This is a genomic window from Rahnella aceris (assembly GCF_011684115.1).
Taxonomy (GTDB): Bacteria; Pseudomonadota; Gammaproteobacteria; order Enterobacterales; family Enterobacteriaceae; genus Rahnella; species Rahnella aceris.
In genome coordinates, this window is the sequence record NZ_JAADJV010000001.1 from 142,708 (window position 1) to 168,944 (window position 26,237).

25 protein-coding genes are annotated in these 26,237 nt (G+C 52.9%); 20 read left to right on the top strand and 5 right to left on the bottom strand.

Going from position 1 to position 26,237, the window contains the following annotated elements; translation table 11 throughout:
* Window positions 1–23: 23 nt before the first annotated feature.
* Window positions 24–1,214, bottom strand: coding sequence for an NO-inducible flavohemoprotein (hmpA, locus tag GW591_RS00735; protein WP_121019586.1), 1,191 nt, complete (start codon window positions 1,212–1,214; stop codon window positions 24–26).
* A 332-nt stretch (window positions 1,215–1,546) separates the two neighbouring features.
* On the opposite strand from hmpA, the gene glyA reads away from it, so the two are divergent.
* Entirely contained in the window at window positions 1,547–2,800 is a 1,254-nt protein-coding gene (gene glyA / locus GW591_RS00740; protein WP_015689472.1) for a serine hydroxymethyltransferase, read from the top strand.
* Between the two features lie 163 nt (window positions 2,801–2,963).
* Entirely contained in the window at window positions 2,964–4,124 is a 1,161-nt protein-coding gene (locus tag GW591_RS00745; RefSeq protein WP_119261340.1) for a 3-phenylpropionate MFS transporter, read from the top strand.
* Here the strand turns inward: GW591_RS00745 and csiE are convergent.
* Window positions 4,121–5,401 (bottom strand): stationary phase inducible protein CsiE, encoded by a 1,281-nt coding sequence (gene csiE / locus GW591_RS00750; RefSeq protein ID WP_013574358.1) that lies wholly within the window; start codon window positions 5,399–5,401, stop codon window positions 4,121–4,123. The two genes, GW591_RS00745 and csiE, sit on opposite strands and share 4 nt — an antisense overlap.
* A gap of 187 nt (window positions 5,402–5,588) precedes the next feature.
* On the opposite strand from csiE, the gene GW591_RS00755 reads away from it, so the two are divergent.
* Together GW591_RS00755 and GW591_RS00760 are read left to right on the top strand one after the other, a co-directional pair.
* The gene (locus GW591_RS00755) at window positions 5,589–6,254 is read left to right on the top strand and encodes a DUF1007 family protein (RefSeq protein WP_223509731.1); all 666 of its coding nucleotides are present in this window, start codon (window positions 5,589–5,591) and stop codon (window positions 6,252–6,254) included.
* Window positions 6,245–7,264, top strand: coding sequence for a nickel/cobalt transporter (locus tag GW591_RS00760; protein WP_119261341.1), 1,020 nt, complete (start codon window positions 6,245–6,247; stop codon window positions 7,262–7,264). The genes GW591_RS00755 and GW591_RS00760 overlap by 10 nt, the downstream gene beginning before the upstream one ends.
* An 80-nt stretch (window positions 7,265–7,344) precedes the next feature.
* Here the strand turns inward: GW591_RS00760 and suhB are convergent, their stop codons facing one another.
* Window positions 7,345–8,148 (bottom strand): inositol-1-monophosphatase, encoded by an 804-nt coding sequence (suhB, locus tag GW591_RS00765; RefSeq protein WP_013574361.1) that lies wholly within the window; start codon window positions 8,146–8,148, stop codon window positions 7,345–7,347.
* Between the two features lie 127 nt (window positions 8,149–8,275).
* Between suhB and trmJ the strand changes: the two genes are divergently transcribed.
* The 16 genes from trmJ to GW591_RS00845 all read left to right on the top strand — a co-directional run bounded on the left by trmJ (window position 8,276) and on the right by GW591_RS00845 (window position 24,756).
* Window positions 8,276–9,013, top strand: a complete 738-nt coding sequence (trmJ, locus tag GW591_RS00770) for a tRNA (cytosine(32)/uridine(32)-2'-O)-methyltransferase TrmJ (protein ID WP_121019585.1) — start codon at window positions 8,276–8,278, stop codon at window positions 9,011–9,013.
* 215 nt (window positions 9,014–9,228) lie between these two features.
* Window positions 9,229–9,723 carry a Fe-S cluster assembly transcriptional regulator IscR gene (iscR, locus tag GW591_RS00775; RefSeq protein WP_013574363.1) on the top strand — a complete coding sequence of 165 codons (495 nt, stop codon included), beginning with the start codon at window positions 9,229–9,231 and terminating at the stop codon, window positions 9,721–9,723.
* Between the two features lie 274 nt (window positions 9,724–9,997).
* Window positions 9,998–11,167, top strand: coding sequence for an IscS subfamily cysteine desulfurase (locus tag GW591_RS00780; protein ID WP_121019584.1), 1,170 nt, complete (start codon window positions 9,998–10,000; stop codon window positions 11,165–11,167).
* A gap of 81 nt (window positions 11,168–11,248) precedes the next feature.
* Window positions 11,249–12,559 carry an aminopeptidase PepB gene (pepB, locus tag GW591_RS00785; protein WP_166859948.1) on the top strand — a complete coding sequence of 437 codons (1,311 nt, stop codon included), beginning with the start codon at window positions 11,249–11,251 and terminating at the stop codon, window positions 12,557–12,559.
* A 78-nt stretch (window positions 12,560–12,637) separates the two neighbouring features.
* Window positions 12,638–13,501 carry an enhanced serine sensitivity protein SseB gene (sseB, locus tag GW591_RS00790; RefSeq protein ID WP_013574366.1) on the top strand — a complete coding sequence of 288 codons (864 nt, stop codon included), beginning with the start codon at window positions 12,638–12,640 and terminating at the stop codon, window positions 13,499–13,501.
* A gap of 221 nt (window positions 13,502–13,722) precedes the next feature.
* A complete protein-coding gene (ndk, locus tag GW591_RS00795) occupies window positions 13,723–14,148 on the top strand; it encodes a nucleoside-diphosphate kinase (protein WP_013574367.1) in 426 nt (141 codons plus the stop codon).
* Between the two features lie 225 nt (window positions 14,149–14,373).
* The gene (locus tag GW591_RS00800; RefSeq protein ID WP_013574368.1) at window positions 14,374–15,573 is read left to right on the top strand and encodes a bifunctional tRNA (adenosine(37)-C2)-methyltransferase TrmG/ribosomal RNA large subunit methyltransferase RlmN; all 1,200 of its coding nucleotides are present in this window, start codon (window positions 14,374–14,376) and stop codon (window positions 15,571–15,573) included.
* Window positions 15,574–15,673: 100 nt separating this feature from the next.
* Window positions 15,674–16,411 carry a type IV pilus biogenesis/stability protein PilW gene (gene pilW / locus GW591_RS00805; protein WP_041673193.1) on the top strand — a complete coding sequence of 246 codons (738 nt, stop codon included), beginning with the start codon at window positions 15,674–15,676 and terminating at the stop codon, window positions 16,409–16,411.
* Window positions 16,401–17,393, top strand: coding sequence for a cytoskeleton protein RodZ (gene rodZ / locus GW591_RS00810; protein WP_013574370.1), 993 nt, complete (start codon window positions 16,401–16,403; stop codon window positions 17,391–17,393). Before pilW ends, rodZ begins: the two co-directional genes overlap by 11 nt.
* 42 nt (window positions 17,394–17,435) lie before the next feature.
* Window positions 17,436–18,557, top strand: a complete 1,122-nt coding sequence (gene ispG, locus GW591_RS00815; RefSeq protein ID WP_013574371.1) for a flavodoxin-dependent (E)-4-hydroxy-3-methylbut-2-enyl-diphosphate synthase — start codon at window positions 17,436–17,438, stop codon at window positions 18,555–18,557.
* Window positions 18,558–18,693: 136 nt separating this feature from the next.
* Window positions 18,694–19,968, top strand: a complete 1,275-nt coding sequence (gene hisS, locus GW591_RS00820) for a histidine--tRNA ligase (RefSeq protein ID WP_119261344.1) — start codon at window positions 18,694–18,696, stop codon at window positions 19,966–19,968.
* Between the two features lie 13 nt (window positions 19,969–19,981).
* Window positions 19,982–20,602, top strand: coding sequence for a YfgM family protein (locus tag GW591_RS00825; protein ID WP_013574373.1), 621 nt, complete (start codon window positions 19,982–19,984; stop codon window positions 20,600–20,602).
* An 11-nt stretch (window positions 20,603–20,613) separates the two neighbouring features.
* Window positions 20,614–21,795, top strand: a complete 1,182-nt coding sequence (bamB, locus tag GW591_RS00830; protein WP_013574374.1) for an outer membrane protein assembly factor BamB — start codon at window positions 20,614–20,616, stop codon at window positions 21,793–21,795.
* A 211-nt stretch (window positions 21,796–22,006) separates the two neighbouring features.
* Window positions 22,007–23,491, top strand: a complete 1,485-nt coding sequence (gene der / locus GW591_RS00835; RefSeq protein WP_013574375.1) for a ribosome biogenesis GTPase Der — start codon at window positions 22,007–22,009, stop codon at window positions 23,489–23,491.
* Between the two features lie 66 nt (window positions 23,492–23,557).
* Entirely contained in the window at window positions 23,558–24,514 is a 957-nt protein-coding gene (locus GW591_RS00840) for an AEC family transporter (protein WP_013574376.1), read from the top strand.
* An 11-nt stretch (window positions 24,515–24,525) separates the two neighbouring features.
* The gene (locus GW591_RS00845) at window positions 24,526–24,756 is read left to right on the top strand and encodes a zinc ribbon domain-containing protein (protein WP_013574377.1); all 231 of its coding nucleotides are present in this window, start codon (window positions 24,526–24,528) and stop codon (window positions 24,754–24,756) included.
* Here GW591_RS00845 and GW591_RS00850 read toward each other — a convergent pair.
* A complete protein-coding gene (locus GW591_RS00850) occupies window positions 24,741–25,085 on the bottom strand; it encodes a protealysin inhibitor emfourin (RefSeq protein WP_013574378.1) in 345 nt (114 codons plus the stop codon). The genes GW591_RS00845 and GW591_RS00850 overlap by 16 nt on opposite strands.
* Entirely contained in the window at window positions 25,086–26,120 is a 1,035-nt protein-coding gene (locus GW591_RS00855) for a M4 family metallopeptidase (protein ID WP_013574379.1), read from the bottom strand. It lies immediately after the preceding gene.
* Between the last annotated feature and the right edge of the window lie 117 nt (window positions 26,121–26,237).

A 26,237-nucleotide genomic window follows, 5' to 3' on the forward strand; every position in this document is an offset into this window, starting at 1 on the left:
AGCCTTTTCTTTTCGTGCAGGGATTAAAGGACTTTGTGCGGACCGAAACATTCGTAATGAATGTTGGCTTCGCTGATGTTCATCGCCAGCAGTTGTTTCGCTGCAAACTGCATAAAGCCGACCGGACCGCACAGGTAGAAATGCATCGCCGGATCGCTCAGCTGTGCGCTGACTTTGCTCAGATCCATCAGCCCTTCATACTGAAAATCTTCACCGGGTAAATCATTCGCCTGTGGCCGGTTATACCAGACATGGCTTTCCAGTTGCGGCAGGTTTTTCTGCGCGCTTGTCACTTCACCGGCAAATGCGTGCACGGCACCGTTTTCAGCCGCGTGCAGCCATTGTACCGGCGCATGATGTCCGCGTTCTGCCAGCGTATTGAGCATACCCAACATCGGCGTCTGACCAACACCTGCAGAAATCAGCGCCACCGGCGTGGTATCGCTGATATCCATAAAGAAATCACCGTGCGGGGCAGCAAGATGAATGATGTCGCCCGGCTGCGCAAAATTATGCAGGAAGTTGGATACGGCGCCTTGCCCTTCGCGTTTTACCGCGATGCGGTAGGTTTTGCCGTTCGGTGCATGGGTCAGGGAATACTGGCGGATTTCCTGATTTTCCAGTGAGGCATCGCGGATATATACCGCCAGATATTGCCCCGGCTGGAAGTCGGCCACCGGTTTACCGTCGACAGGTTCCAGCAGGAAAGAGGTAATCAGCTCACTCTGCGGTTGTTTTTCGGCGATGCGGAATTCACGCGTGCCGCGCCAGCCACCCGTTTTTTCTGCGCTGTCCTGATAAATCTCGGTTTCACGGTTAATAAACACATTCGCCAGCACGCCATAGGCTTTGCCCCATGCATCCAGCACTTCCTGACCCGGACTGAACATTTCATCCAGCGTTGCCAGCAGGTGAGCGCCGACAATATTGTATTGTTCAGGCTGGATGGTGAAGCTGGTGTGTTTTTGCGCGATGCGTTCCACTGCAGGCAGCAGCGCCGCCAGATTTTCAATATTAGCGGCATAAGCGCAGATGGCATCAAACAGCGCCTGACGCTGATCGCCGTTGCGCTGGTTGCTCATATTGAAGATGTCTTTCAGTTCGGGATTATGCGCAAACATACGGTCATAAAAGTGTGCGGTCAGTTTCGGACCGGTCGCAGCGAGCAAAGGAATAGTGGATTTAACGGTGGCGATAGTGGCTGAATCAAGCATGGTGAACACCTTGTCTGTGATGATTTTATTTAAACATGTATTTTAAATGCATCTTATATAAACCCACTATTTCTGTAAACACCCCCTAAAGGGGTAAGGGCTTTTCCCGACAGGGGCTGAGTCACAAAGCTGAAATTTGTACATGTTCAGGTGAATATTTATCCCTTGATTATGGACAGATGTTCGCAGATCAAAGCCTTGCTGTATCTGGAGCCAATCGTTTGCCTAAAAACCTCAAACTGACCCTATCCGAAGGCCGCTTAAACATTTACACTGTGGCGCAGAACCCGGAAGGGGCGTTTATTTTTAGTTTGTTGAGTCAGGAGATGCGGATGTTAAAGCGTGAAATGAACATTGCCGATTATGATGCTGAGCTGTGGGCAGCAATGGAAAAAGAAGTTGTTCGTCAGGAAGAACATATCGAGCTGATTGCGTCAGAAAACTATACCAGCCCGCGTGTCATGCAGGCTCAGGGTTCGCAACTGACCAACAAATATGCAGAAGGCTACCCGGGCAAACGTTATTACGGTGGCTGTGAGTACGTCGACATCGTTGAACAACTGGCTATCGACCGTGCAAAAGAATTGTTCGGTGCAGATTTTGCCAACGTTCAGCCGCACTCCGGCTCACAGGCAAACTTCGCGGTGTATACCGCACTGCTGCAACCGGGCGACACCATTCTGGGGATGAACCTTGGCCATGGCGGTCACCTGACGCACGGTTCACCGGTTAACCTTTCCGGTAAACTGTATAACGTGGTGCCTTATGGTATCGACGAAAGCGGCGACATCGATTACGAAGACGTGAAACGTCAGGCCGAACTGCACAAACCAAAAATGATCATCGGCGGCTTCTCTGCATTCTCCGGTATCGTTGACTGGGCAAAAATGCGTGAAATCGCCGACAGCGTTGGCGCTTACTTCTTCGTTGACATGGCACACGTTGCCGGTCTGATTGCTGCGGGCGTTTACCCGAACCCGGTTCCACACGCACACATCGTGACCACCACCACGCACAAAACGCTGGCTGGCCCACGCGGCGGTCTGATTCTGGCGAAAGGCGGCGACGAAGAGTTCTACAAAAAACTGAACTCTGCTGTCTTCCCGGGTGGTCAGGGCGGCCCGCTGATGCATGTGATTGCCGGTAAAGCGGTAGCACTGAAAGAAGCGATGGAACCTGAGTTCAAAGCTTACCAACAGCAGGTGGCTAAAAACGCACAGGCAATGGTGGCTGTGGTTCTGGAACGCGGCTACAAAGTGGTTTCCGGCGGCACGCACAACCACCTGTTCCTGATGGATCTGGTCGATAAAAATCTGACCGGTAAAGAAGCCGATGCCGCTCTGGGTCGCGCTAACATCACTGTGAACAAAAACAGCGTACCTAACGATCCGAAGAGCCCGTTTGTGACCTCTGGTGTGCGTATCGGTACCCCGGCTGTGACCCGTCGTGGTTTCAAAGAAGCTGAAGTGCGCGAACTGGCTGGCTGGATCTGTGACGTGCTGGACAACGTGAACGACGAAGCAACGATCGAACGCGTTAAACAGAAAGTTCTCGACATCTGTGCACGTTTCCCGGTTTACGCGTAATATTTGCGAAGCCGTTAAGCTGCTAAAACCCGCTACGGCGGGTTTTTTTATGGGCATGTATCAGAATTTGTGAGCTGGCAGACATTACGGGAGTATGAAAGCGTCTGCGGATTGCTAGCGATTGTGAGCTTTGTCAAAGTATTGGCCTCACACCGGAGGATTTATGGAATTGCGTTCCACGCGCTGGCTTGCACTCAGTTATTTCACCTATTTTTTCAGTTACGGTATTTTTCTTCCTTTCTGGGGCCTGTGGCTTAAAGGTGAGGGGATCTCCTCCGAAAGCATCGGCTTGTTGCTGGGTGCGGGTCTGGTCGCCCGTTTTCTCGGCACGTTAATCATTTCTCCGTCCATCAAAGACCCGTCTTACCTCATCACCGGTTTGCGTATTCTGGCGCTGCTTACGCTGGCGTTTGCCGTCGGGTTCTGGTTTGGCAACGGCTGGGCGTGGCTGATGATCAACATTGCCGGTTTCAGTCTGTTTTTCGGTCCGCTGGTTCCGCTGACCGATGCGCTGGCAGGCACGTTGCAACGCCAGATCAATATGGATTACGGTAAGGTGCGTGTCTGGGGCTCCATTGCCTTCGTGATTGGATCAGCGGTGACCGGCAAGCTGGCTGAGGTCTACGGTCATAAGGCGATTTTGTACACACTGACCGCAGGCGTGGCCGCGATGTTGCTCGGCATGTTGCTGCGCCCGAGCGTGAAGCCGGTGGGAGAGCCGCGTACCAGCGGTGCGCCGGGTATTTCGTGGAAAGCGTTGCTTGGCGAAAAACCAGTCTGGCGTTTCCTGTTATGTGTGACGCTGTTGCAGGGCGCCCATGCGGCGTATTACGGTTTCAGTGCAATTTACTGGCAGGACGTGGGCTATTCTTCCACGACCATCGGCTATTTGTGGTCGCTGGGCGTCGTGGCGGAAGTGCTGGTCTTTACCTTTAGCAAACAGCTGTTCAGCCGCTGGTCAGCGCGGGATCTGCTGCTGCTTTCGGCCGTGTGTGGCGTGGTGCGCTGGGGAATGATGGGGGCGTTTACCGCGTTGCCGTGGCTGATTGTGATGCAGATTCTGCACTGTGGCACGTTTACGGTTTGCCATCTGGCGGGCATGCGATTTATCGCTGCACGACCACGTGATCAGGTGATCCGCCTGCAATCGGTGTATTCCGCACTGGCGATGGGGGGCGGCGTGGCCGTGATGACCATGGTATCCGGTTTCCTGTTCGAACATCTGCATGCCGGATTGTTCTGGGTGATGGCGCTGCTGGCGGTGCCGGCGATTTTCCTGCGTCCGGTGGTTACGCCGTCAGCGCCGGTGACGTCAGCCCGTTAGGGGGCTTCGAGCAGCGAGCGGATACGTTTACGCTGCTCTTTGGCCAGCGGTAGTTGCGTGTGGATCACCAGCGGGTCGGCGTCGGTGCTGCGGGTGGCGTAAGGGGTGACAATCAGCGCTACGCCACTCGGCGCACCAAATTTATAGAAATCCGCCAGCGTCTGATATTTAATGTTCAGCGGCAGCAGCGTCGCTTCGCGAATTTGCTGCTCGACCGCTTCTTCCAGCTGCGGATTGTCGTGCGTCAGCAGCAAAATTTGTTTTTCCTGCAAGGCATTACCCTGCATCAGCCACGCGCCGAAAGTGATCGCCACCAGCCCGATTTCATCCTCAGAAAGCGTAATCAGATATTCGTGTTCGAAACCCTGCAACGCCTCGCGGGTGGTTCGCACCAGACGCGGATACATGCGGTTCACTTCTTCCTGCATCAGATTGTCGATGCCGATGCCAAAATGACAGCGTTCGATCGCCGGGCCCAGATGGGCGAAAAGCTGGCCGACCAGCCCTTCGTAACTGCTGAATTTCATCCCGGCGATATCCTGAAAACGCGCCACCATATTTTCAATTTCTAATAACAGCCGCTGATCTTCCGTCGAACCGGAACTCTGATAACTGTGGATTTTCAGCATGCGTAACATCAGGGTGAAAAACTCACATTCGCACTCATCCAGCCGGCCGTTGCTGAGTTCCTGTAACTGAATAAACAGTTCGCGGGCGGCAGGATATTCGGGCTTTTCGCGCAGCCAGCGACGCTGTTGTTCGGTGAAGCGTAAGCCGGTCGGGCCATTGTTTTGCCACAGACAGTATTGCAGGCAGATGAGCATCAGCTGGCGGTCGTGTCCGCTCAGGGGTTTGGGTAATAACGCGCCGCAGTCTTCCAGCATCATGCCAAGAATGTCGGTGCGCAGAGCAGCCTTCGGGCAGGCCTGGCCTTCGAAGGCGATATGCAGCCAGGGAATAAAATGGCGGGAAACGAAGTCCGGTGAAATGCGCAATGTACGGCGCAAGCCCTGAAATAAACACAGCCTTTGAGCGAGCGTATCGCCCTGAATGCGGCATTCTTTTTCGCTGTACTGCAGCACATCAAGCTGGTGGATCCGCTGAATTTCGCAGGTCACTTCCGCCAGATCTTCCCACGTCATGTCTAGCCCGACGCCGTTAATTTCGCTGATGATCTCCAGCTGAACCGCCGTCAGCGGCGCGTACAGCATCAGCAACACGTGGCAACGGCGTTGCGTAGCGGAAAGCGCAGGGGAGGGCTGTTTTTCTGGATTCATATCACCTGCCGAAAAGGTATCGCCTGAAATTATTAGTCAAGCATAGCAAAGCGAATGCCCGCAATAAGGCGCGGGGATTGGCTTTTACTCCGGCTTACAACTCAGATCACAGATATTTTTGACGACCGGTTAAATGCACAGCAAAATACTGTTACTTAGTAACAATATAATGGCGCCTGATATGGAAATGACGTTACACCAGGCCCGGAACCGGCCTTTCTCCCGTTACGCCAAATGGCTGGGCGTTGCGCTGTTCTGTCTGCCCGCAACGGTGCTGGCGCACCCGCACAGTTTTATTGATATGCAGACCACGCTGGTGGCGAATGAAACCTCGCTGACCGGGCTGAAAATGGTCTGGACGATGGATGAAATCACCTCGGCAGATTTGCTGTACGACGCACAGAACGCCAAACCGGGGTCGGATATCTGGAAGAAACTGGCGGCCGAAGTCATGGCGCGGGTGCTGAGCCAGCATTACTTCACGGATTTCTATCGCGACGGAAAACCGGTGAAATATCTGGATCTGCCCAGTGAATATCAGCTTTCCCGTAAGGGCGATCAGGCAGTGCTGGAATTCGTCCTGCCGCTGGCCAAACCGCAAGGGCTGGAAGGCAAACCGATGGAATTCTCCACTTTTGATCCTTCGTATTTTGTCGATATGACCTATAAAGACAAAACCGCGTTGCATCTGCCACCGGCGCTGGAAAAACGCTGTACGCTGGCGCTGTTTACGCCGAAGCCGGATGCCTCGCTGCAAAATTATGCCCTGTCACTCGATAAGGCTGATGCCCCGCCGGAAGACATGGATCTTGGTCAGCAATTTGCTCAGAAGGTCACGCTGGAATGTCATTAATCTCCACGCCATCGAAAACCCTGTCCTGGCGCGATCTCTGGCCGCTGGCAGTATTTCTGTTGCTGCTGGCGGGCGGCGCTTCCCTGTTAATCCATTACTGGCCGCGTATTTTGCTCAGCAGCATTATCTGGCAGCGGGAGTTACATCAGGAACTGGCGGGTCTGCTGCGGCAGGTGAAAGAAAATCCGATGCAGGCGGGTATGATGCTGGCCGGTTTTAGCCTGATTTATGGCGTGATCCACGCCATCGGGCCGGGGCACGGCAAAATCGTTATCACCACCTATCTGGCGACGCATCCTTCGCGACTGAAAAACAGCCTGAAGCTGACCTTCGCGTCGGCGATTGTGCAGGGGCTGGTGGCAATATTATTGGTCAGTGTGGTGCTCGGCGTGCTGCAACTGTCTTCGCGTCAGCTGCATCAGAGCAGTTTCTGGATGGAGCGGGGCAGTTTCATTCTGGTGATGTTGCTGGGGTTGCTGTTGTGCTGGCGGGCGCTTAAACGGATGTGGCAAACCATCAACAGTTTGCGTCCGGTTCACGCCATGAAAATCCACAGCCTGTCGCCGATGGGCAATGAAACGCATGTCCACGACGAACATTGCGGTTGCGGCCATCAGCATGTGCCAAACGATCAGCAGCTTCAGGCGGGCGGAGATTTACGCACGCAGGTGGCGATTGTGCTGGCGATGGGATTACGCCCGTGTTCCGGCGCGATCATGGTATTGCTGTTTTCCAAGGTGATTGGCGTCTACAACTGGGGCGTGATTTCAGCCATTACGATGGCTATCGGCACCTCGCTGACCGTCTCGCTGATTGGTGTGCTGGTGTTTTACAGCCGTGCGCTGGCAGTGAAACTAAGCGCAACCCGCACGCCTGCGGCGTGGCAGCGGATCACCTGGTCACTGCTGGCGCTGACCGGCGGAATTGTGCTGCTGGTGGCGGGCATTTTGCTCTTCAGCACCGGCGGCGGTGATGTTTCACCGATAACCGGCGGGCCATTCAGGGGATAACCTCCTGTACATAAACAACAGACATAAAAAAACGGACGCCCGAAAGGACGTCCGTTTTTTTTAACTGATACTCAGCGGAATTAACGCTTCAGCGCTTCGCTCAGTTCATCACGCATGGTCATCAGAATACCTTTAACGACGCGTGGGTTGCCGGCAACGATGTTGCCTGACGAGAAGTGGTTGTGGCCGCCAACAAAGTCAGTCACCACGCCGCCGGATTCACGAACCAGCAGTTCACCGCCAGCGAAATCCCAGGGCTTGAGGGCGATTTCGAAGAAACCGTCAACGCGGCCAGCGGCCACGTAGGCCAGATCCAGCGCAGCAGAACCGGTGCGGCGGAAGTCTGCACATTCGGTGAACAGTTTGCCAACCACATTCATGTAGCTGGTTGCGTGTTGTTTTGCTTTGAACGGGAAACCGGTCGCCAGAATGGTGCCGTCGAGATCTTTCGCGTTAGTACCGCGCAGACGGTAACCGTTCAACTGTGCGCCCTGACCACGGCTCGCGGTGAACAGTTCGTTACGCATTGGATCGTAAACTACCGCGACTTCAGTGCGGCCTTTGATGCGCACGGCGATAGAAACAGCGAAATGTGGGAAGCGTTTAACGAAGTTGGTGGTGCCATCCAGCGGGTCGATAATCCATTGTACGTCTTTGTCTTCGCCTTCCAGCTCGCCACACTCTTCACTGATGATGGTGTGTTTTGGATAGGATTTGCGAATAACATCGATAATCATGTGTTCTGCATCGCGGTCTACGTTGGTAACAAAATCGTTGGTACCTTTTTGTGTAGATTCTACAGAGTCTGGCGTTTCGTAATGTTTGGCAATCAGGTTACCGGCCTTGCGCGCAGCGCGCACGGCGATGGTGAGCATCGGATGCATGGATATCTTCCAACTAGGATGTTAAAGAACGGGAATACGGGAAACGGCGCGCAGTATAGCAGGGGTTCTGAAAATTAACTACCGTTGTGTTAGGCTGTTGTGATTTTCCGTCTGGTTAAGAGTTCCTATGCTGCCCAATATCCGCATTGTATTAGTAGAAACGTCCCACACTGGCAATATGGGCTCTACCGCCCGTGCTATGAAAACCATGGGCTTATCAAGCCTTTATCTGGTGAATCCGCTGGTAAAACCTGACTCTCAGGCTATCTCTTTGTCTGCCGGAGCCAGTGATGTCATCGGTAACGCGACAATTGTTAATACGCTTGATGAAGCGCTGGCTGGCTGTAGTCTGGTGATCGGCACCAGCGCACGTTCCCGCACACTGCCTTGGCCGATGCTTGAACCGCGCGAGTGCGGTGAGCACAGTGCGAAAGCCGCACAAACCGCGCCGGTGGCGCTGGTGTTTGGCCGTGAACGCGTCGGGCTGACCAACGAAGAACTGCAAAAATGTAACTATCACGTGTGCATTCCGGCAAACCCTGAATACAGCTCGCTGAATCTGGCGATGGCTGTGCAGATTATTGCCTATGAAGTACGCGTCGCACATCTGGCCTTGCTGGAAGCGGCAAAACCGCAGATTGAATATGAAGAAACGCCGTATCCGCTGGTCGACGATCTCGAACGTTTTTATCAGCATCTGGAAAAAACCTTGCTGGAAACCGGCTTTATTCGTCAGGCACATCCGGGGCAGGTGATGAGCAAATTACGCCGTCTGTTTACCCGTGCACGACCTGAATCTCAGGAATTAAACATCCTGCGCGGTATCCTGACGTCGATTGAAAAGACTCATAGCAACAAAGAATAAGTATCGGAATTTGATTATAAAACACCGGTTTGTGGCTTTTTATCAAAGGGTTGTCGATTATCAGTAAATGACAGAAATCGTGCGGTTCTGCCCGCTCTGTAATACTTGAGTAAATTACTAGGTTAAATAGTTGACTGTTTTACTCGGGAATGGCAGACTCGTTTGCATGTTCCGCACTATTGAATTTCTAAGTCATTTAAACAGGTAACCATGCTATGAGACTGACATCCAAAGGCCGTTATGCCGTGACCGCTATGCTCGATGTTGCACTGCATTCCCAGGAAGGACCAGTACCACTGGCTGACATTTCTGAGCGTCAGGGTATTTCCCTTTCTTACCTGGAGCAGCTTTTCTCGCGCTTACGCAAAAATGGTCTGGTTGCCAGTGTTCGTGGTCCGGGCGGTGGTTATCTGTTAGGTAAAGATTCTGGTGATATCGCCGTTGGTGCCGTGATTACTGCCGTTGACGAATCTGTCGATGCGACCCGTTGCCAGGGTAAAGAAGGCTGCCAGAATGGCGAACGTTGCCTGACTCACACCTTATGGCGTGATCTGAGCGAACGCATCAGCGGCTTCCTGAACAATATTACGCTGGCAGAGCTGGTCAATAATCAGGAAATCCTGGAAGTGGCTGACCGTCAGAACGGTGAAACCCGTCGTCAGCCGAATGGCCGCCAGATGGAAACTATCAACGTCAATCTTCGAGCCTAATCCCTGTCATCCTTCGCGTCGCCTCGGGGTTTGCTCCGTTGCCGCCTTGATGCGACACGAATGATTTAGGGGAAGCATGTGAATTTTTACGTTACTCAAAGCCCGCGGAAATGCACATTTCCGCGGGCTTTTGCTTTTCTGACGTCAATTCTTACCGATTAGTGCCCGCAAAGCGTCATTTCCCTTTTAAGAAGCCGTGAACCCGTTTTAAACTGGATGTCGTTTTTTAATTCTTTCGTTCGAAGCCGAACGCGCAGTCCGGAGCTTACCTGCCATGAAATTACCTATTTATCTTGATTACTCTGCCACCACGCCGGTTGATCCGCGTGTTGCACAGAAAATGATGCAGTGTTTAACACTGGACGGTACTTTCGGTAATCCGGCTTCCCGTTCTCACCGTTTCGGCTGGCAGGCTGAAGAGGCGGTGGATGTGGCGCGTAACCAGATTGCCGAGCTGATTAATGCCGATCCGCGTGAAATCGTCTTCACGTCGGGCGCCACCGAATCTGACAATCTGGCGATTAAAGGTGCCGCCCACGCGCACAGCGCGAAAGGCAAACACATTATTACCAGCCAGACTGAGCATAAAGCGGTGTTAGACACCTGTGCTCAACTGGAAACCGAAGACTTCGACGTCACCTATCTGTCGCCGCAGGCAGATGGTTTTATTCCGCCAGCGGCGATTGAAGCGGCGCTGCGCCCGGACACCATTCTGGTGTCCATCATGCAGGTGAATAATGAAATCGGCGTGGTACAGGATATTGCGACCATCGGCGAACTGTGCCGCAGTCGGGGCATCCTTTTCCATGTGGATGCGACCCAAAGTGTGGGCAAGATTGCGATTGATCTCAGCGAGTTGCAGGTTGATCTGATGTCGTTTTCCGCGCATAAGATTTACGGCCCGAAAGGCATCGGCGCGCTGTACGTGAGTCGTAAACCGAAAGTGCGGATTGACGCGCAAATCCACGGCGGCGGTCATGAACGCGGCATGCGTTCCGGTACATTGCCGGTGCATCAGATTGTCGGGATGGGCGAGGCTTATCGTATCGCCAAAGAAGAAATGACCGCCGAAGTAGCGCGTCTGACTGAACTGCGCGATCGCCTGTGGAAAGGCATTCAGGCGCTGGATCAGGTGTTTCTGAACGGCACGCCGAAACATGCGGCACCGAATATTCTCAACGTCAGTTTTGCCGGTGTAGAAGGGGAGTCTCTGATCATGGCGTTGAAAGATCTGGCGGTATCGTCAGGTTCGGCTTGTACGTCTGCCAGCCTTGAGCCTTCCTATGTTCTGCGTGCTCTGGGATTAAGTGAAGAACTGGCGCACAGCTCCCTTCGCTTCTCGCTGGGGCGCTGGACAACGGAAGAAGAAATTGATTATGCGATTGCGCTGGTGGTGAAATCTGTCCGCCGCCTGCGTGAGTTGCCACCTGTTTATACGAAATGAAGTGCCACCCGATGAAAGGGTGATTTGCCTGTCATTGAAAATGAATATTCATTGAAGATAAAAAACATCAGGAGTGCTGTTATGAGTTCCGAAGTCACGACCAATGAAGCAATGTCCGTATTCCTTTCTTCCCAGCCTGCTGATGCGCGCTGGGGCGAAAAAGCCACACTGAGCACCGATTCCGCCGGTATGACCATTCATTTGAATGGCGGCGATGTGCTGACGGTCATTGCCCGTGCCGCGCGTCGTATCGACGGTCAGGGTGTTAAAAATGTTAAACTGGCGGGTGAAGGCTGGGATCTCGAAAATAGCTGGGCATTCTGGCAAGGCTTCCGTGGCCCGAAAGGCACACGCAACGTTGAATGGGCAGAATTGTCCGAAGATGACGCGAACACGCTTAAACAACGGCTGAAAATCATCGACTGGGTACGTAATACCATTAATACCCCGGCAGAGGATTTGTCCCCTGAACAACTGGCGACCCGCGCGGTTGATCTGATGTGTGAATTCGGTAATGAAAAAGTCAGCTACCGCATCACCAAAGGCGACGACCTGCGTCAGCAAAGTTATATGGGTATCCACACCGTGGGCCGCGGTTCTGACCGTCCGCCGGTATTACTGGCGCTGGATTACAACCCGGGCGGCGACGCAGATGCACCGGTTTACGCCTGTCTGGTCGGCAAAGGTATCACTTTTGATACCGGCGGTTACAGCCTGAAGCCAAGCGCGTCAATGGATTCCATGAAAGCGGATATGGGCGGCGCGGCCACGCTGACCGGCGCACTGGCGCTGGCTGCGGCGAACGGTCTGAATAAACGTGTGAAACTGTATCTGTGCTGCGCGGATAACATGGTCAGCGGCAATGCACTGAAACTGGGCGACATTATCCGCTACCGCAACGGTAAAACCGTTGAAGTGATGAACACCGACGCCGAAGGCCGTCTGGTGCTGGCTGATGGCCTGATCGACGCTTCTGCGCAAAAGCCTGAACTGATCATTGATGCGGCCACGCTGACCGGTGCGGCGAAAACTGCGCTGGGTAACGATTATCACGCACTGTTCAGCTTTGACGATGGACTGGCAGGCGAACTGCTGGAAAGCGCGAAAGCCGAACACGAACCGTTCTGGCGTCTGCCACTGGAAGAATTCCACCGTTCACATCTGCCGTCTAACTTTGCCGAGTTGAACAACATTGCCGGTCCTGCACACACTGCGGGCGCAAGCACAGCCGCTGCGTTCTTGTCTCATTTCGTCACTGACTATAAGAAAGGCTGGCTGCACATCGACTGTTCCGCAACGTACCGCAAAAGCGCGGCGGATCAGTGGTCTGCCGGTGCGACAGGTCTGGGGGTGCGTACCGTCGCCAACCTGCTGTTAGCTAAGGCGAAGTAAGTTTTAGAAAGCAATGCATGAAGCACAACGGGGCGCTTAACAGCGCCCCGTTTTATACCACTAGCGGAGTTAAGAACCATGAGTGTCCCACACGATCATCTCCCTGCCAGCGCGGCGGCGACCGACGGTGAAAACGAGCTGGAGCGCCTGCTCCGCCTGTCTGTCACCGCGCCTGCCTGGCGTCCGGCGTTTTATCAAACTTTGCTGGAGTCCACCGTGTTTGTGCTCGGTGATGCAGGGCAGGATGACGCTGAAAAGCAGGGCAGTGTGGCGATTACCGCAGGCAGTGAACTGAATGTTTTGCACTGGGAAAAACAGGACGGCAGCTCAATCATTCCTTTCTTTTCCTCTGTGGAGGTTCTGGAAAAAGCCAGTGCCGGCGAAAGCCCGGATGAGCAGGCGTTTGTCGCGCTGCCTGCCCGCGTGTTGTTTGAAATGACACAAGGGGAGGAGTTGTTTCTGAATCCGAAGTCGGAGTACGGCAAGGAATTCACCCCGAACGAGGTCACGCTGTTGCTGAGCAATGGCGGGTTAAATGCGCCGTCTGAGCTGGTGCTGGATAAAGAAAGCCAGCTGCTGATCGGCCAGCCGGAGGAGTATCCTTCCGCCATGATCGACGCGCTCACCACGCTTTTCACTCAGAAGAAACCGGTGCGCCGTGCATTTATGGCGCTGATCCACGATAAAGCCGTGGATGAACAGCCAAACCTGCTGATTGGCGTCGAAGCGGACGGTGATGAGCAGGAGATTGACGCGCTGATCCGCGAGGCAGGGAATGTGGCGAGTGAAACCTCTCCCGACGAGCGTCCGGTGGATTTCTGTATCGTTTCTGAAAAAGAGCGTGGCATCAGCCATTATCTGATCAGCCACACCCAGCCGTTCTATCAGCGCAAGTGGGGAAGCTGGTTACGCAATATTATTCCTTCGTCAGGACAGGCATAAAGTGAGAGGACACCAGGGGAAAGCACCGTTTTGCCCCTGTTTTGTTTGCGGGAAATAGGTGGTTTAGGTTCGATAGTGAATTAATCACACATTTTTTTAATTAAATGTTGTGATTCGGGTAGGCAATCGTAACTTCGCTCCCTATAATCACCGCCATTTTACGGCAGGTATAACATTAAATTAACCGGCCCTACCTATAAAAGTCAGACAGAGGTTTTTTCATGACTATCGAACGCACTTTCTCCATCATCAAGCCAAACTCCGTAGCTAACAACGACATCGGTGCTATCTACGCACGTTTCGAACGCGCTGGCTTCACCATCATCGCGTCTAAAATGCTGAAATTGACGAAAGAACAAGCTGAAGGCTTCTACGCAGAACACAAAGGCCGTCCGTTCTTCGACGGTCTGGTTGAGTTCATGACCTCTGGCCCGATCATGGTTCAGGTTCTGGAAGGTGAAAACGCGGTTCAGCGTAACCGTGACATCATGGGCGCAACTAACCCGGACAACGCACTGGCTGGCACACTGCGTGCAGACTTCGCGGATAGCTTCACTGCTAACGCGGTTCACGGTTCTGACGCTGTAGAATCTGCACAACGCGAAATCGCTTACTTCTTTACCGAAAGCGAAATCTGCCCGCGTTAAGATTTTTGAGTCACCGTTGCTGGAAGATAAGCCGCAAATTCACAAGAATTTTGTAACTGTACTTTCCAAACATGGCAACCGTGCCCTAAAATTTGTACAATGTTGCGCCCCGAATGAGCCAGCCTCTTCGGGGCGCAATTTTATTTGCAGGCCAGCCGTTACCTTTCGGGCCAGGCTCTGCACTTCCAATACGCCATAACGTGTAACAACGAGGCCATTTTCATCATGTTAGAATCCAACACGTCCGAGCCAATTTTGTCTGAAAATAACGCTGTTTCCGCAGAAGCCGTGAATACTGTCGTGCCTGCTGCCGCAAAAATTAACCTTCTTGACCTTAACCGCAAGCAAATGCGTGAGTTCTTCATCAACATGGGCGAAAAACCGTTCCGTGCTGATCAGGTCATGAAGTGGATGTATCACTACTGCAGCGATGATTTCGAGCAAATGACCGATATCAATAAGGCGCTGCGTGAAAAGCTGGCCCGCGTTGCAGAAATTCGTGCACCGGAAGTCGCGTCAGAACAACGTTCAACTGACGGCACCATCAAGTGGGCGATTCAGGTGGGCGGACAACTGGTTGAAACCGTGTATATCCCGGACGGCGACCGTGCGACGCTTTGCGTTTCCTCTCAGGTCGGCTGTGCACTGGAATGTACTTTCTGTTCCACGGCGCAACAGGGCTTTAACCGTAACCTGCGTGTGTCCGAAATTATTGGTCAGGTATGGCGTGCGGCAAAAATTATCGGTGCGGCGAAAGTGGCCGGTACGCGCCCCATCACCAACGTGGTGATGATGGGCATGGGCGAACCTTTGCTGAACCTCAATAACGTGGTTCCGGCCATGGAAATCATGCTCGACGATTTCGGTTTCGGTTTGTCAAAACGTCGCGTGACGCTTTCCACATCGGGTGTCGTCCCTGCGCTGGACAAGCTGGGCGATATGATTGATGTCGCGCTGGCGATTTCCCTGCATGCACCTAACGACGCCATTCGTGACGAAATTGTGCCGATCAACCGCAAGTACAATATCGATACCTTCCTGGCCGCGGTTGAGCGTTATATTAGCAAATCCAACGCCAATCAGGGCCGCGTTACCATCGAATACGTTATGCTGGATCACATCAATGATGGCACCGAGCATGCGCATGAACTGGCTGAGCGTCTGAAGAATACGCCATGCAAAATCAACCTGATCCCATGGAACCCGTTCCCGGGCGCGCCGTATGGCCGCAGCTCGAACAGCCGTATTGATCGTTTCTCTAAAGTGCTGATGGATTATGGCTTTACAGTTATCGTGCGCAAAACCCGTGGTGATGACATTGATGCCGCGTGTGGTCAGCTGGCCGGTGATGTTATCGACCGTACCAAACGTACGTTGAAGAAAAAAATGGCAGGCGAGCAACAGATTTCCGTAAAAGCCGTCTGATCCCAATGGGCTTCGCCACGGTGTTCCGTCGAAGCCCGCTGTTTTATTGTCGCTGGCAGGGTAAAGGGAATTAAGCATGGCAATGAAGGGCAGTGTGAAAATGCTGATCGCCGCAGGCATGACTGTGGCTTTACTGGCGGGATGTTCCAGTTCACCGAAAGAAACGCAACAGGCCAGCGGCGCAGCACAAACGCGTCTCGAACTTGGCATGGCGTACCTGAATCAGGGGAACATGGAGGCGGCCAGGCAGAATCTGCAGAAAGCCGTTGACGGTGCGCCGCAGGATTATCGGACACAGCTTGGCATGGCGCTTTACGAGCAAAAAAACGGCAATCAGAAAGCAGCGGAAAGCCGCTACCAGCAAGCGTTGCAGCTGGCGCCGCAAAATGGGACGGTCTTAAATAATTACGGTGCGTTTTTGTGTAGTTTAGGGCAGTATGTACCCGCACAACAGCAGTTTAGCGCCGCAGCTAATGCGCCTGATTACGGTCAGGTTGCTGACAGTCTGGAAAATGCAGGCTACTGTTTTCTGAAGGCCAATCAGAATGAGGAAGCGCGAGTGTTACTAAGCCGGGCATTGAAAGTGGATCCCGATAAAGGCGCACCCTTGCTGACTGAGGCAACCAAAGAATTTGGGGAAGGGAACCGCGCTCAGGCGAAACTATTACTGGATGTATATCAACATGTTCTGCCAGCAACTGCCGACAGCCTCATGTTACAAATTCGATTCGCTGCGTTAGCGGGCAACCCGGATAGCGTTCAACGCTACGGTAAGCAACTTGCGCGTAGTTATCCACAATCTAAACAGTACCAGCAGTTCTTAGCCAATGAATACTGAAGCCCCTCAAGAAAATAATGCAAAACTGACTACAGGCGAACGTCTGCGTCAGGCTCGTGAACAGTTAGGTCTTAGTCATCAGGCTGTTGCAGAACGCCTGTGTCTGAAAGTCTCAACTATTCGCCAAATCGAAGAAGAAACGACGCCGGCCGATCTTGCGCCGACTTTCCTGCGTGGTTACCTCCGTTCCTATGCAAAACTGGTTCATGTCCCGGAAGAAGAATTATTAGGTCTGATCGGTAAACAAGCGCCGATTAAAGTGCCTAAAGTGGCTTCAATGCAGGGATTCTCTCTCGGTAAGTCTCGCAAAAAACGCGATGGCTGGCTGATGGGCTTTACCTGGCTGGTAGTGTTTGTGGTGATTGGCCTGACCGGTGCGTGGTGGTGGCAAAATCATCAGGCGCAACAGCAGGAAATCGCAACAATGGCCGATCAGTCATCGGCACAACTGAATCAGGATAACGGCCAGGGGCAAACTATTCCTCTGGGCGACAATGCGAATTCTGCACCGACAACAGAAGATACTTCTTCTGACCCGGCTCCTGCTGCAAACACAACACAGCCGCAGAATTCTATCCCGCTGAATACCGCACCGGGCGCAGCAGCAAGCAACGCACCGGCAGCATCAGGTACGCCAGCGGAGCAAGCGCCTGCCGCTGTTTCAACCAGTCAGCCTGCAACTGCTGAAAACGGTCTACCAACCGGTGATGCACAAACTGCGGCAGCAGGTGCGGATCCACAAGCGGTGACCTTTACCTTTAAAGCTGACTGCTGGTTCCAGATTGATGACGCATCAGGGAAAACCCTGTTCAGCGGCATGAAGAAAGGCGGAGAGACCTTCAGCGTGAAGGGCACTGCGCCGTATAAACTGAAAATCGGTGCGCCGGGGGCGGTGGATATCCAATTCCAGGGCAAGCCGGTTGATTTAAGTCGTTTTGTAAAATCAAGCCGTGTTGCGCGCCTGACCTTAGCTGCCGAGTAATCGGCAGTTTGTCAGACGATTGCAACGATGGAGAGTGAAGTAATGCATAACCAAGCACCCATTACCCGTCGCAAATCAACCCGGATTTATGTCGGCAAGGTGCCTGTAGGTGACGGAGCACCGATTGCGGTGCAATCGATGACCAACACTCGCACCACAGATGTCGCGGCGACAGTCGCACAGATCAAATCACTGGAACGCGTCGGTGTCGACATTGTTCGCGTTTCTGTGCCAACCATGGATGCGGCAGAAGCATTCAAACTTATCAAACAGCAGGTTAATGTCCCGCTGGTCGCTGATATTCATTTCGATTACCGCATCGCCCTGCAGGTTGCAGAATACGGCGTAGATTGCCTGCGTATTAATCCAGGTAACATCGGTAACGAATCCCGCATCCGCTCCGTGGTGGATTGCGCACGCGACAAAAATATTCCTATCCGTATCGGTGTGAACGGTGGCTCCCTGGAAAAAGATATTCAGGAAAAGTACGGCGAACCTACGCCGCAAGCGCTGCTGGAATCGGCGATGCGCCACGTTGATATTCTTGACCGTCTTAACTTCGACCAGTTCAAAGTCAGCGTAAAAGCCTCTGACGTTTTCCTGGCTGTTGAGTCCTACCGCCTGCTGGCTAAGCAAATTGTTCAGCCTCTGCATCTGGGAATTACCGAAGCCGGTGGCCTGCGTGCAGGTTCCGTTAAATCAGCCATTGGTCTGGGCCTGCTGCTCTCAGAAGGTATCGGCGACACGCTGCGTATTTCGCTGGCGGCTGATCCGGTTGAAGAAGTCAAAGTCGGATTCGATATCCTCAAATCACTGCGTATCCGTTCCCGTGGTATCAACTTTATTGCCTGTCCGACTTGTTCGCGTCAGGAGTTTGATGTCATCGGTACCGTGAATGCGCTGGAACAACGTCTGGAAGATATCATCACGCCAATGGACGTTTCGATCATTGGTTGTGTGGTTAACGGTCCGGGCGAAGCGCTGGTTTCTACCATGGGCGTCACCGGCGGTCATAACAAAAGCGGTTTCTATGAAGACGGTGTCCGTCAGAGAGAGCGTTTTGATAACAATGATATGATCGACCAGTTAGAAGCAAAAATTCGCGCCAAAGCGGCGATTATGGATGAGAGTAAACGTATCGTTATCAATCATCTTGAAAAGTAACATCGGTTGCAGGTGTCAGCGTACATCTGCATTATTATATTGAACCCGACTGGGGTAATGGCGTCTGTGCGTTGAACCACAAGCCACAAAGCCCCTATAATCGGGTTCATTTTTTATAAAACGATAGAGAACTGACGTGGCAAAGAATATCCAGGCCATTCGCGGCATGAACGACTACCTGCCAGAAGACACAGCCCTGTGGCAACGTATTGAAGGATCGTTGAAACAAGTGCTTGGCAGTTACGGCTACAGTGAAATCCGTATGCCGATTGTAGAGCAGACCCCATTGTTTAAACGCGCTATCGGTGAAGTGACTGATGTCGTGGAAAAAGAAATGTATACCTTTGAAGACCGCAACGGCGAAAGCCTGACGCTGCGTCCGGAAGGTACGGCGGGCTGCGTGCGCGCCGGTATTGAACATGGTCTGCTGTACAATCAGGAACAACGTCTGTGGTACATCGGTCCGATGTTCCGTTACGAACGCCCGCAAAAAGGTCGCTATCGTCAGTTCAATCAGTTGGGTGTAGAAGTCTTTGGTCTGCAAGGGCCGGACATTGATGCCGAATTAATTCTGCTGACCGCCCGCTGGTGGCGCGCGCTGGGGATTTCTGAGCACGTGGCGCTGGAACTGAACTCTATCGGTTCACTGGAAGCCCGCGCGGACTATCGTGATGCGCTGGTGGCTTTCCTTGAGCAACATAAAGACAAGCTGGATGAAGACTGTAAACGTCGCATGTACAGCAATCCGCTGCGTGTTCTGGACTCCAAAAATCCCGATATTCAGACGTTATTAAATGATGCACCGGAGCTGGGTGATTATCTTGATGAAGAATCAAGAGAACACTTTGCAGGTCTGTGTGAACTTTTAGAGCAGTCTGGTATCCCATATACGGTTAATCAGCGACTTGTGCGCGGTCTGGATTATTACAACCGCACCGTGTTCGAATGGGTAACCAGCAGCTTAGGCTCACAAGGGACTGTGTGTGCGGGGGGCCGCTACGACGGTCTGGTCGAACAACTGGGCGGTCGTGCAACACCGGGTGTCGGTTTCGCCATGGGGCTGGAACGTTTGGTATTACTGGTTCAGGCCGTAAACCCGGACTTCAAAGCACCGGCAACCGTCGACACCTACGTGATCTCATCCGGTGCTGGCACGCAAAGCGTGGCTATGCAACTGGCTGAAACACTGCGTGATGCGCTGCCTGAGCTGAAAGTTATGACTAACTACGGTGGCGGCAATTTCAAGAAACAGTTCGCCCGTGCTGATAAATGGGGTGCGCGTGTTGCCCTGGTACTAGGCGAAACTGAAGTCGCTAACCAGCAGGTCGTCGTAAAAGACCTGCAGAGTGGAACGCAAGAAACGCTGGCGCAAAGCGAAATCGTCGCGCGTCTGGCTTCGATGTTGGGTTAAGGAGAAGGACACTGTGGAAGTCTATACCACTGAGAATGAACAGGTTGATGCTGTACGTCGCTTCTTTGCCGAAAACGGTAAAGCGCTGGCCATCGGCGTTGTTCTGGGTATTGCAGCCCTGGGCGGCTGGCGTTTCTGGCAGAGTCACCAGGACTCTGCCCTGACGGAAGCTTCTGCGTCTTTCCAGCAAGCTAATCAGTCGCTGACCAGCAATAACGCGAAAGGCGTGGCTGATCTCGAAAAATTTGCTCAGAGCAATGACAATAATTACGGCGTATTTGCCGCCCTGCAACTGGCTGATCATTTTGTCGGAACCAGTGATTTCGCCAATGCTGAAAAGCAATTAGTGCAGGCGCAAGGTCAGGCCAAAGAAGATAATTTACGTTCGCTGGTGAATTTACGTCTGGCGCGTGTCCAGATGCAGCAAGGCAAATTTGATGATGCACTCAAAACGTTAGACGGCGTGAAGGGTGAAGGCTGGACGGCTATGCAACAAGGCATCCGTGGTGATGTTTTGCTTGCCAAAGGCGATGCAAAAGGTGCTCGTGAAGCCTACAGCAAAGGACTTGATTCTAAACCCTCTCAAACGCTGCAAACCGTGCTGCGTATGAAATTGAACAACTTAGCCAGCTAAGGGGAACCCCGATGCAATTGCGTAAAACACTCTTGGTAGGATGGGTTTCTGTTGCCCTGCTAAGTGGCTGTTCATTGTTTAACAGCGAAGAAGACGTGGTCAAAATGTCTCCTCTGCCAAAAGTTGAGAACCAATTCACACCGACGCAAGTGTGGAGCAAATCCGTAGGCGACGGCATTGGCGAATTCTACTCCAATCTGCGTCCGGCCTGGCAGGACAGCACCATTTTTGCAGCTGACCGTTTTGGTCTGGTTAAAGCACTCGATGCTGACAGTGGTAAAGAAAAATGGAGCGTCAACCTGTCTGAAAAGACCGGCTTCCTCTCCCGAAATATTTCTGCACAGCTGTCTGGCGGCCTGACAGTTTCAGGTGATCACGTTTACGTTGGCAGTGAAAAAGCTATCGTTTATGCATTGAACACCACTGATGGTAAAATCGCCTGGCAGACCAAAGTGGCGGGGGAAGCATTGTCCCGTCCGGTTGTCAGCGATGGTCTGGTTCTGGTTCACACCGGCAATGGTATGTTGCAGGGGCTGAATGAATCCGACGGTACCATTCAATGGACCGCTAACCTCGATATGCCAACGCTGTCTCTGCGTGGTGAATCAGCGCCTGCAGTAGCCTTTGGTGCTGCAATCGTCGGTGGTGATAATGGCCGCGTCAGTGCTGTACTGATGAAAGAAGGTCAGCTGATCTGGCAACAACGTATTTCTCAGACTACCGGTACGACTGAAATCGACCGTCTGAGCGATGTGGATACCACGCCGGTTATTGTTGATGGCGTTGTTTATACGCTGGCATACAATGGCAATCTGGTGGCGATGGATCTGCGTTCTGGTCAGATTATGTGGAAACGTGATGTTGGTTCTGTGAATGACATCATTGTCGACGCAGGCCATATCTATATGGTTGACCAGGATGACCGCGTGATGGCGCTCGATACTCAGGGTGGTGTCAGCGTGTGGCGCCAAAGTGAGTTGCTGCACCGTAACCTGACGGCACCGGTGCTGTATAATGGTTACATTGTGGTCGGCGATTCCGAAGGCTATCTGCACTGGATCAACACCACTGATGGTCGTTTTGTTGCTCAGCAGAAAGTCGACAGCGATGGCTTCCTGAGTGCGCCGATTGTGGCAAGCGACAAGCTGGTTGTGCAGGCGAAAGGTGGCGAGGTTTACTCCTTCACCCGCTAATACTGCGACCGGCATCTGGCCCTGAGGTCGGTTGACCCCGGGCTTTAAAACGGCTCCTGAATTGCTCAGGGGCCGTTTCGTATTCTGAAATCCGCGTAATCCCAAATGAGAGATTGCGCTGTAACAAATTGAATTATAGTGGTTTGCAATGAAATTCAGCAGGCCAGCTATTTGCGTTTAGCACCACCTATAAAAACACTGAGGCTTCAAAATGATACCTGTCGTTGCGCTTGTTGGGCGCCCGAATGTGGGTAAATCCACTTTATTTAACCGTTTAACCAAGACGCGTGATGCGCTGGTGGCGGATTTCCCGGGGCTTACGCGTGACCGCAAGTATGGTCGTGCCGAAATTGAGGGTAATGAATTCATCATCGTGGATACCGGCGGTATTGACGGTACCGAAGATGGCGTTGAAACCCGGATGGCAGGGCAATCTCTGCTGGCTATCGAAGAAGCGGATATCGTGCTGTTCATGGTAGATGCGCGCGCGGGCCTGATGCCTGCCGATCAGGGCATTGCCCAGCATCTTCGCAGCCGTGAAAAAGCCACCTTCCTGGTGGCGAACAAAACTGACGGGCTGGATCCGGACAGCGCAACCGGTGATTTCTACTCACTCGGTTTGGGCGATGTGTATGCTATCGCGGCTTCACACGGCCGTGGCGTGACGCAACTGATCGAACACGTACTGATCCCGTTCGTGGGTGAAAAGCCGGAAGAAGTCGAACTGACCGAGGAAGAAGCTAACGCGGCTTACTGGGCCGAGCAGGAAGCCACCGGTGATGAAATCCCTGAAGACGAAGAAGATAATTTCGACCCGCAGTCTCTGCCAATCAAACTGGCTATCGTCGGACGTCCGAATGTAGGTAAGTCCACACTGACTAACCGTATTCTGGGCGAAGAGCGCGTCGTGGTTTACGACATGCCGGGCACGACCCGTGACAGTATTTATATCCCGATGGTGCGTGACGAGCGTGAATACGTTCTGATTGATACCGCCGGTGTGCGTAAGCGCGGCAAAGTGACTGAAACCGTTGAGAAATTCTCGGTAATCAAAACTCTGCAGGCGATTGAAGATGCCAACGTAGTGATGCTGGTTATCGATGCCCGCGAAGGCATTTCCGATCAGGATCTCTCGCTGTTAGGCTTTATCCTCAACAGCGGGCGCTCACTGGTTATCGTGGTCAACAAGTGGGATGGCATGAGCGAAGAAGCACGTGCTCAGGTTAAAGATCAGCTGGATCTGCGTCTTGGTTTCGTTGATTTTGCCCGCATTCACTTCATCTCTGCCCTGCACGGAAGCGGCGTTGGCAACCTGTTTGAGTCAGTAAACGAAGCGTACACCTGTGCAACCACGCGTGTGAGCACCTCCTTACTGACCCGTATCATGCAAATGGCGGCTGACGATCACCAGCCACCGCTGGTCAATGGTCGCCGCGTGAAACTGAAATATGCTCACGCCGGGGGCTATAACCCGCCAATCGTGGTGATTCACGGTAATCAGGTGAAAGACTTGGCTGATTCCTATAAACGCTATCTGATGAACTATTTCCGTCGTTCACTGAAAGTGATGGGAACGCCAATCCGCATTCAGTTCAAAGAAGGTGAGAACCCGTATGAAGGCAAGAAAAACTCGCTTTCTCCTCACCAGCAGCGCAAGCGCCGACGTCTGATGCAGCACCTGAAAAACAAATCCTAAACGAATGGGGTGCATGAAAATGTACCCCTTTTTTTCGTCTTAATTTCCCCGCAAGGAGCTGGCTGGATGTTCTGGCAGACCTGGAGTTTTGCGTTTGGCGTTACGGTCCCAAACTTACTGATCTTGCTGCTGGGCGTGTTTTTGCGCCGCACTGGCCTGATGGACGACAGTTTTAACGAGAAAGCCAGCCGTCTGGTATTCAATATCGCCTTACCTTGCCTGCTTTTTTTCAGCGTGGCGCAAGGGCATGATTCCTCAGGCTCAAATCTGCCGCTCGCCATTTATGGTGGCCTTGGCACCGTCGCTTCATTTCTGTTGCTGGAACTGGTGGCGATAAAACTGGTGAAAGACCCGCGTGAGCGCGGTATTTTTGTGCAGGGAGGATTCCGTGCCAATACCGGCATCGCGGGTCTTGCTTATGCCTCGCTGGCCTTTGGCAGCGAAGGTATTGCGCTGGGGTCGATGTATCTGGCGGTCACAGTGATCCTCTTCAACGTGCTTTCCGTGATTACGCTAACCCGCAGCCTGAAAGGCGGGCAGGGGAATAGCATCGGGCTGAAGCCGATTCTGCGCGGCATTATCACCAATCCGCTGATTATTGGTCTGGTGCTCGGGCTGGCGTTTAAGTACAGCCATTTACCGATGCCAGCGACCATTGCCAGCACTGGTGAGTTTATTTCAGGGATGGCGCTGCCGCTGGCAATGTTATGTGCCGGTGCCAGTCTTGACGTGAAGGCGATGTTCCGCAGTTCTCACGTGGCAGCCTGGTCTTCCGCGTCACGTGTGATATTTGTGCCTGCGCTGATGACCTTCGGGGCATGGCTGTTTGGCTTTCGCGACGCGGCGCTCGGCGTTATATTTCTCTTTTCCTGCACACCGACCGCAGCGGGCAGCTACGTGATGACCCGTGCAATGGGCGGCAACGCGACGCTGGCGGCGAATATTATTGCCGTCACCACGCTCGGATCATTTTTCACTACCGCACTGGGTCTGTATTTACTGCGGACGCTGGGTGTTATTTAGAGGGATAGACGATGGATGCACTTTGTCCGGTTTGCAGCCAGCCGATGAGCTGGGTAAGTGGTCACTTTCATTGTGACGCCAGCCATGGCGACTATCAGCAAATCGCATTATGCCCGGATTGCCAGCAACCGTTGCAGGAGCTGAAAGCCTGCGGCGCGGTCGATTACTTCTGCCAAAACGGGCACGGGATGATTTCTAAAAAAAGGGTACGGTTTACGTATTCGCCTTATTCCGCAGAGTGATCGTCAGGGGGAGCCTGCTTCCATAAATTCACCAGTTCCTCGGGCGTTTCGGTTTCAGGAATAATCACCACCAGGCTGGCCGAATGCGCTTGCGAAGCATAGTAAATCTCCAGCCGGAAATAACGCTGGTCGCCATGACCGGCGTTTTCTTTTTCCTGAGCATAGGGCAGGGCTTTGTTGATGAGCTGGCAAATTTCCCGCCGCTTATCATCACTCATACCTGAAAGTTCGACCCGTCGCGGCCCGCTGAGTTTCGGGATAAACGCAATGCCGCCTTCGCGGTAAATCTCAATGACCGCATTACTTTCCAGCGAATCTAAAGGTTTCATTTACATCACTCCGACCTGCTCCCAGGCTTCACGAACCGCTTGTGCAACGGAAGCGTCAAAGCGTTTTTCCGCATGCTGAATCGTCAGTTGGGCGAACGTGACAAAGTCTGCATTTTTGGGCAGGGATTTATCACAAACCGTGTCATACCAGACGTAACCTGCACGTTCCCACGCGTTACCACCCAGTTTAGTCGCTGCCAGATAGAACGCGCGGTTAGGTATGCCTGAATTAATGTGCACACCGCCGTTGTCATCGCGGGTATTCACATAACCCTTCATGTCCGCCGGTTGCGGATCTTTACCCAACAGCGGGTCATCGTAAGCGGTACCGGGATGAGACATAGAACGCAGGCCGGAACCGTTAATGCCTTTCGCCAGCAAACCTTCACCAATAATCCAGTCGGCTTTATTGGCAGTTTGTTTCAGGTGGAATTGTTTCACCAGCGAACCAAACACATCCGACATCGATTCGTTCAGTGCGCCGGACTGGCCGTTATATTCCAGACCTGCTTCCGTTTCGGTGACCCCGTGGGAAAGCTCGTGCCCGACAACGTCGATAGCAATCGTGAAGCGGTTAAAGATTTCGCCGTCACCGTCACCAAACACCATCTGCTGCCCGTTCCAGAAGGCATTCTGATAGCCTTTGTCATAATGCACCGTGCCGAGAAGCGCCAGCCCTTTGTTATCAAGGGAATTTCGCTGATAGGCCTGCCAGAAGAAATCATAGGTCACGCCAAGATAATCATAGGCTTCATCCACCGACACATCGCCGTTACTTGGCTGACCTTCCTTACGCACGGATTCCCCCGGTAGTCGGGTGGTATTTTTGGCGTCATAAATATCACGCTCAACCTGACCCGCTTTGGCTGTCACGATCTTCTGCGGTTTGGCGTAGGGCTGTGCCATCAGGGTATTCACATGTACCAGCGTCTGTCTGGCACATCTGCGCTGGGGCTCTGAACCGTGTTCAATAATACGGTTAAGCATGTAGGGCGGGATAACGCTGTTGTAACGCTTTGCTGAACTGTGATTCATCGTGAATCTCCTTATCAAGAGTCACCCGAAGGTGAAAACAAGGTGTTCTGACCGTCTGATACTGAAAGCCGTCTAATGAATAGTCATCACCGTCAGTATAGGACTGCTGAGCGTTAA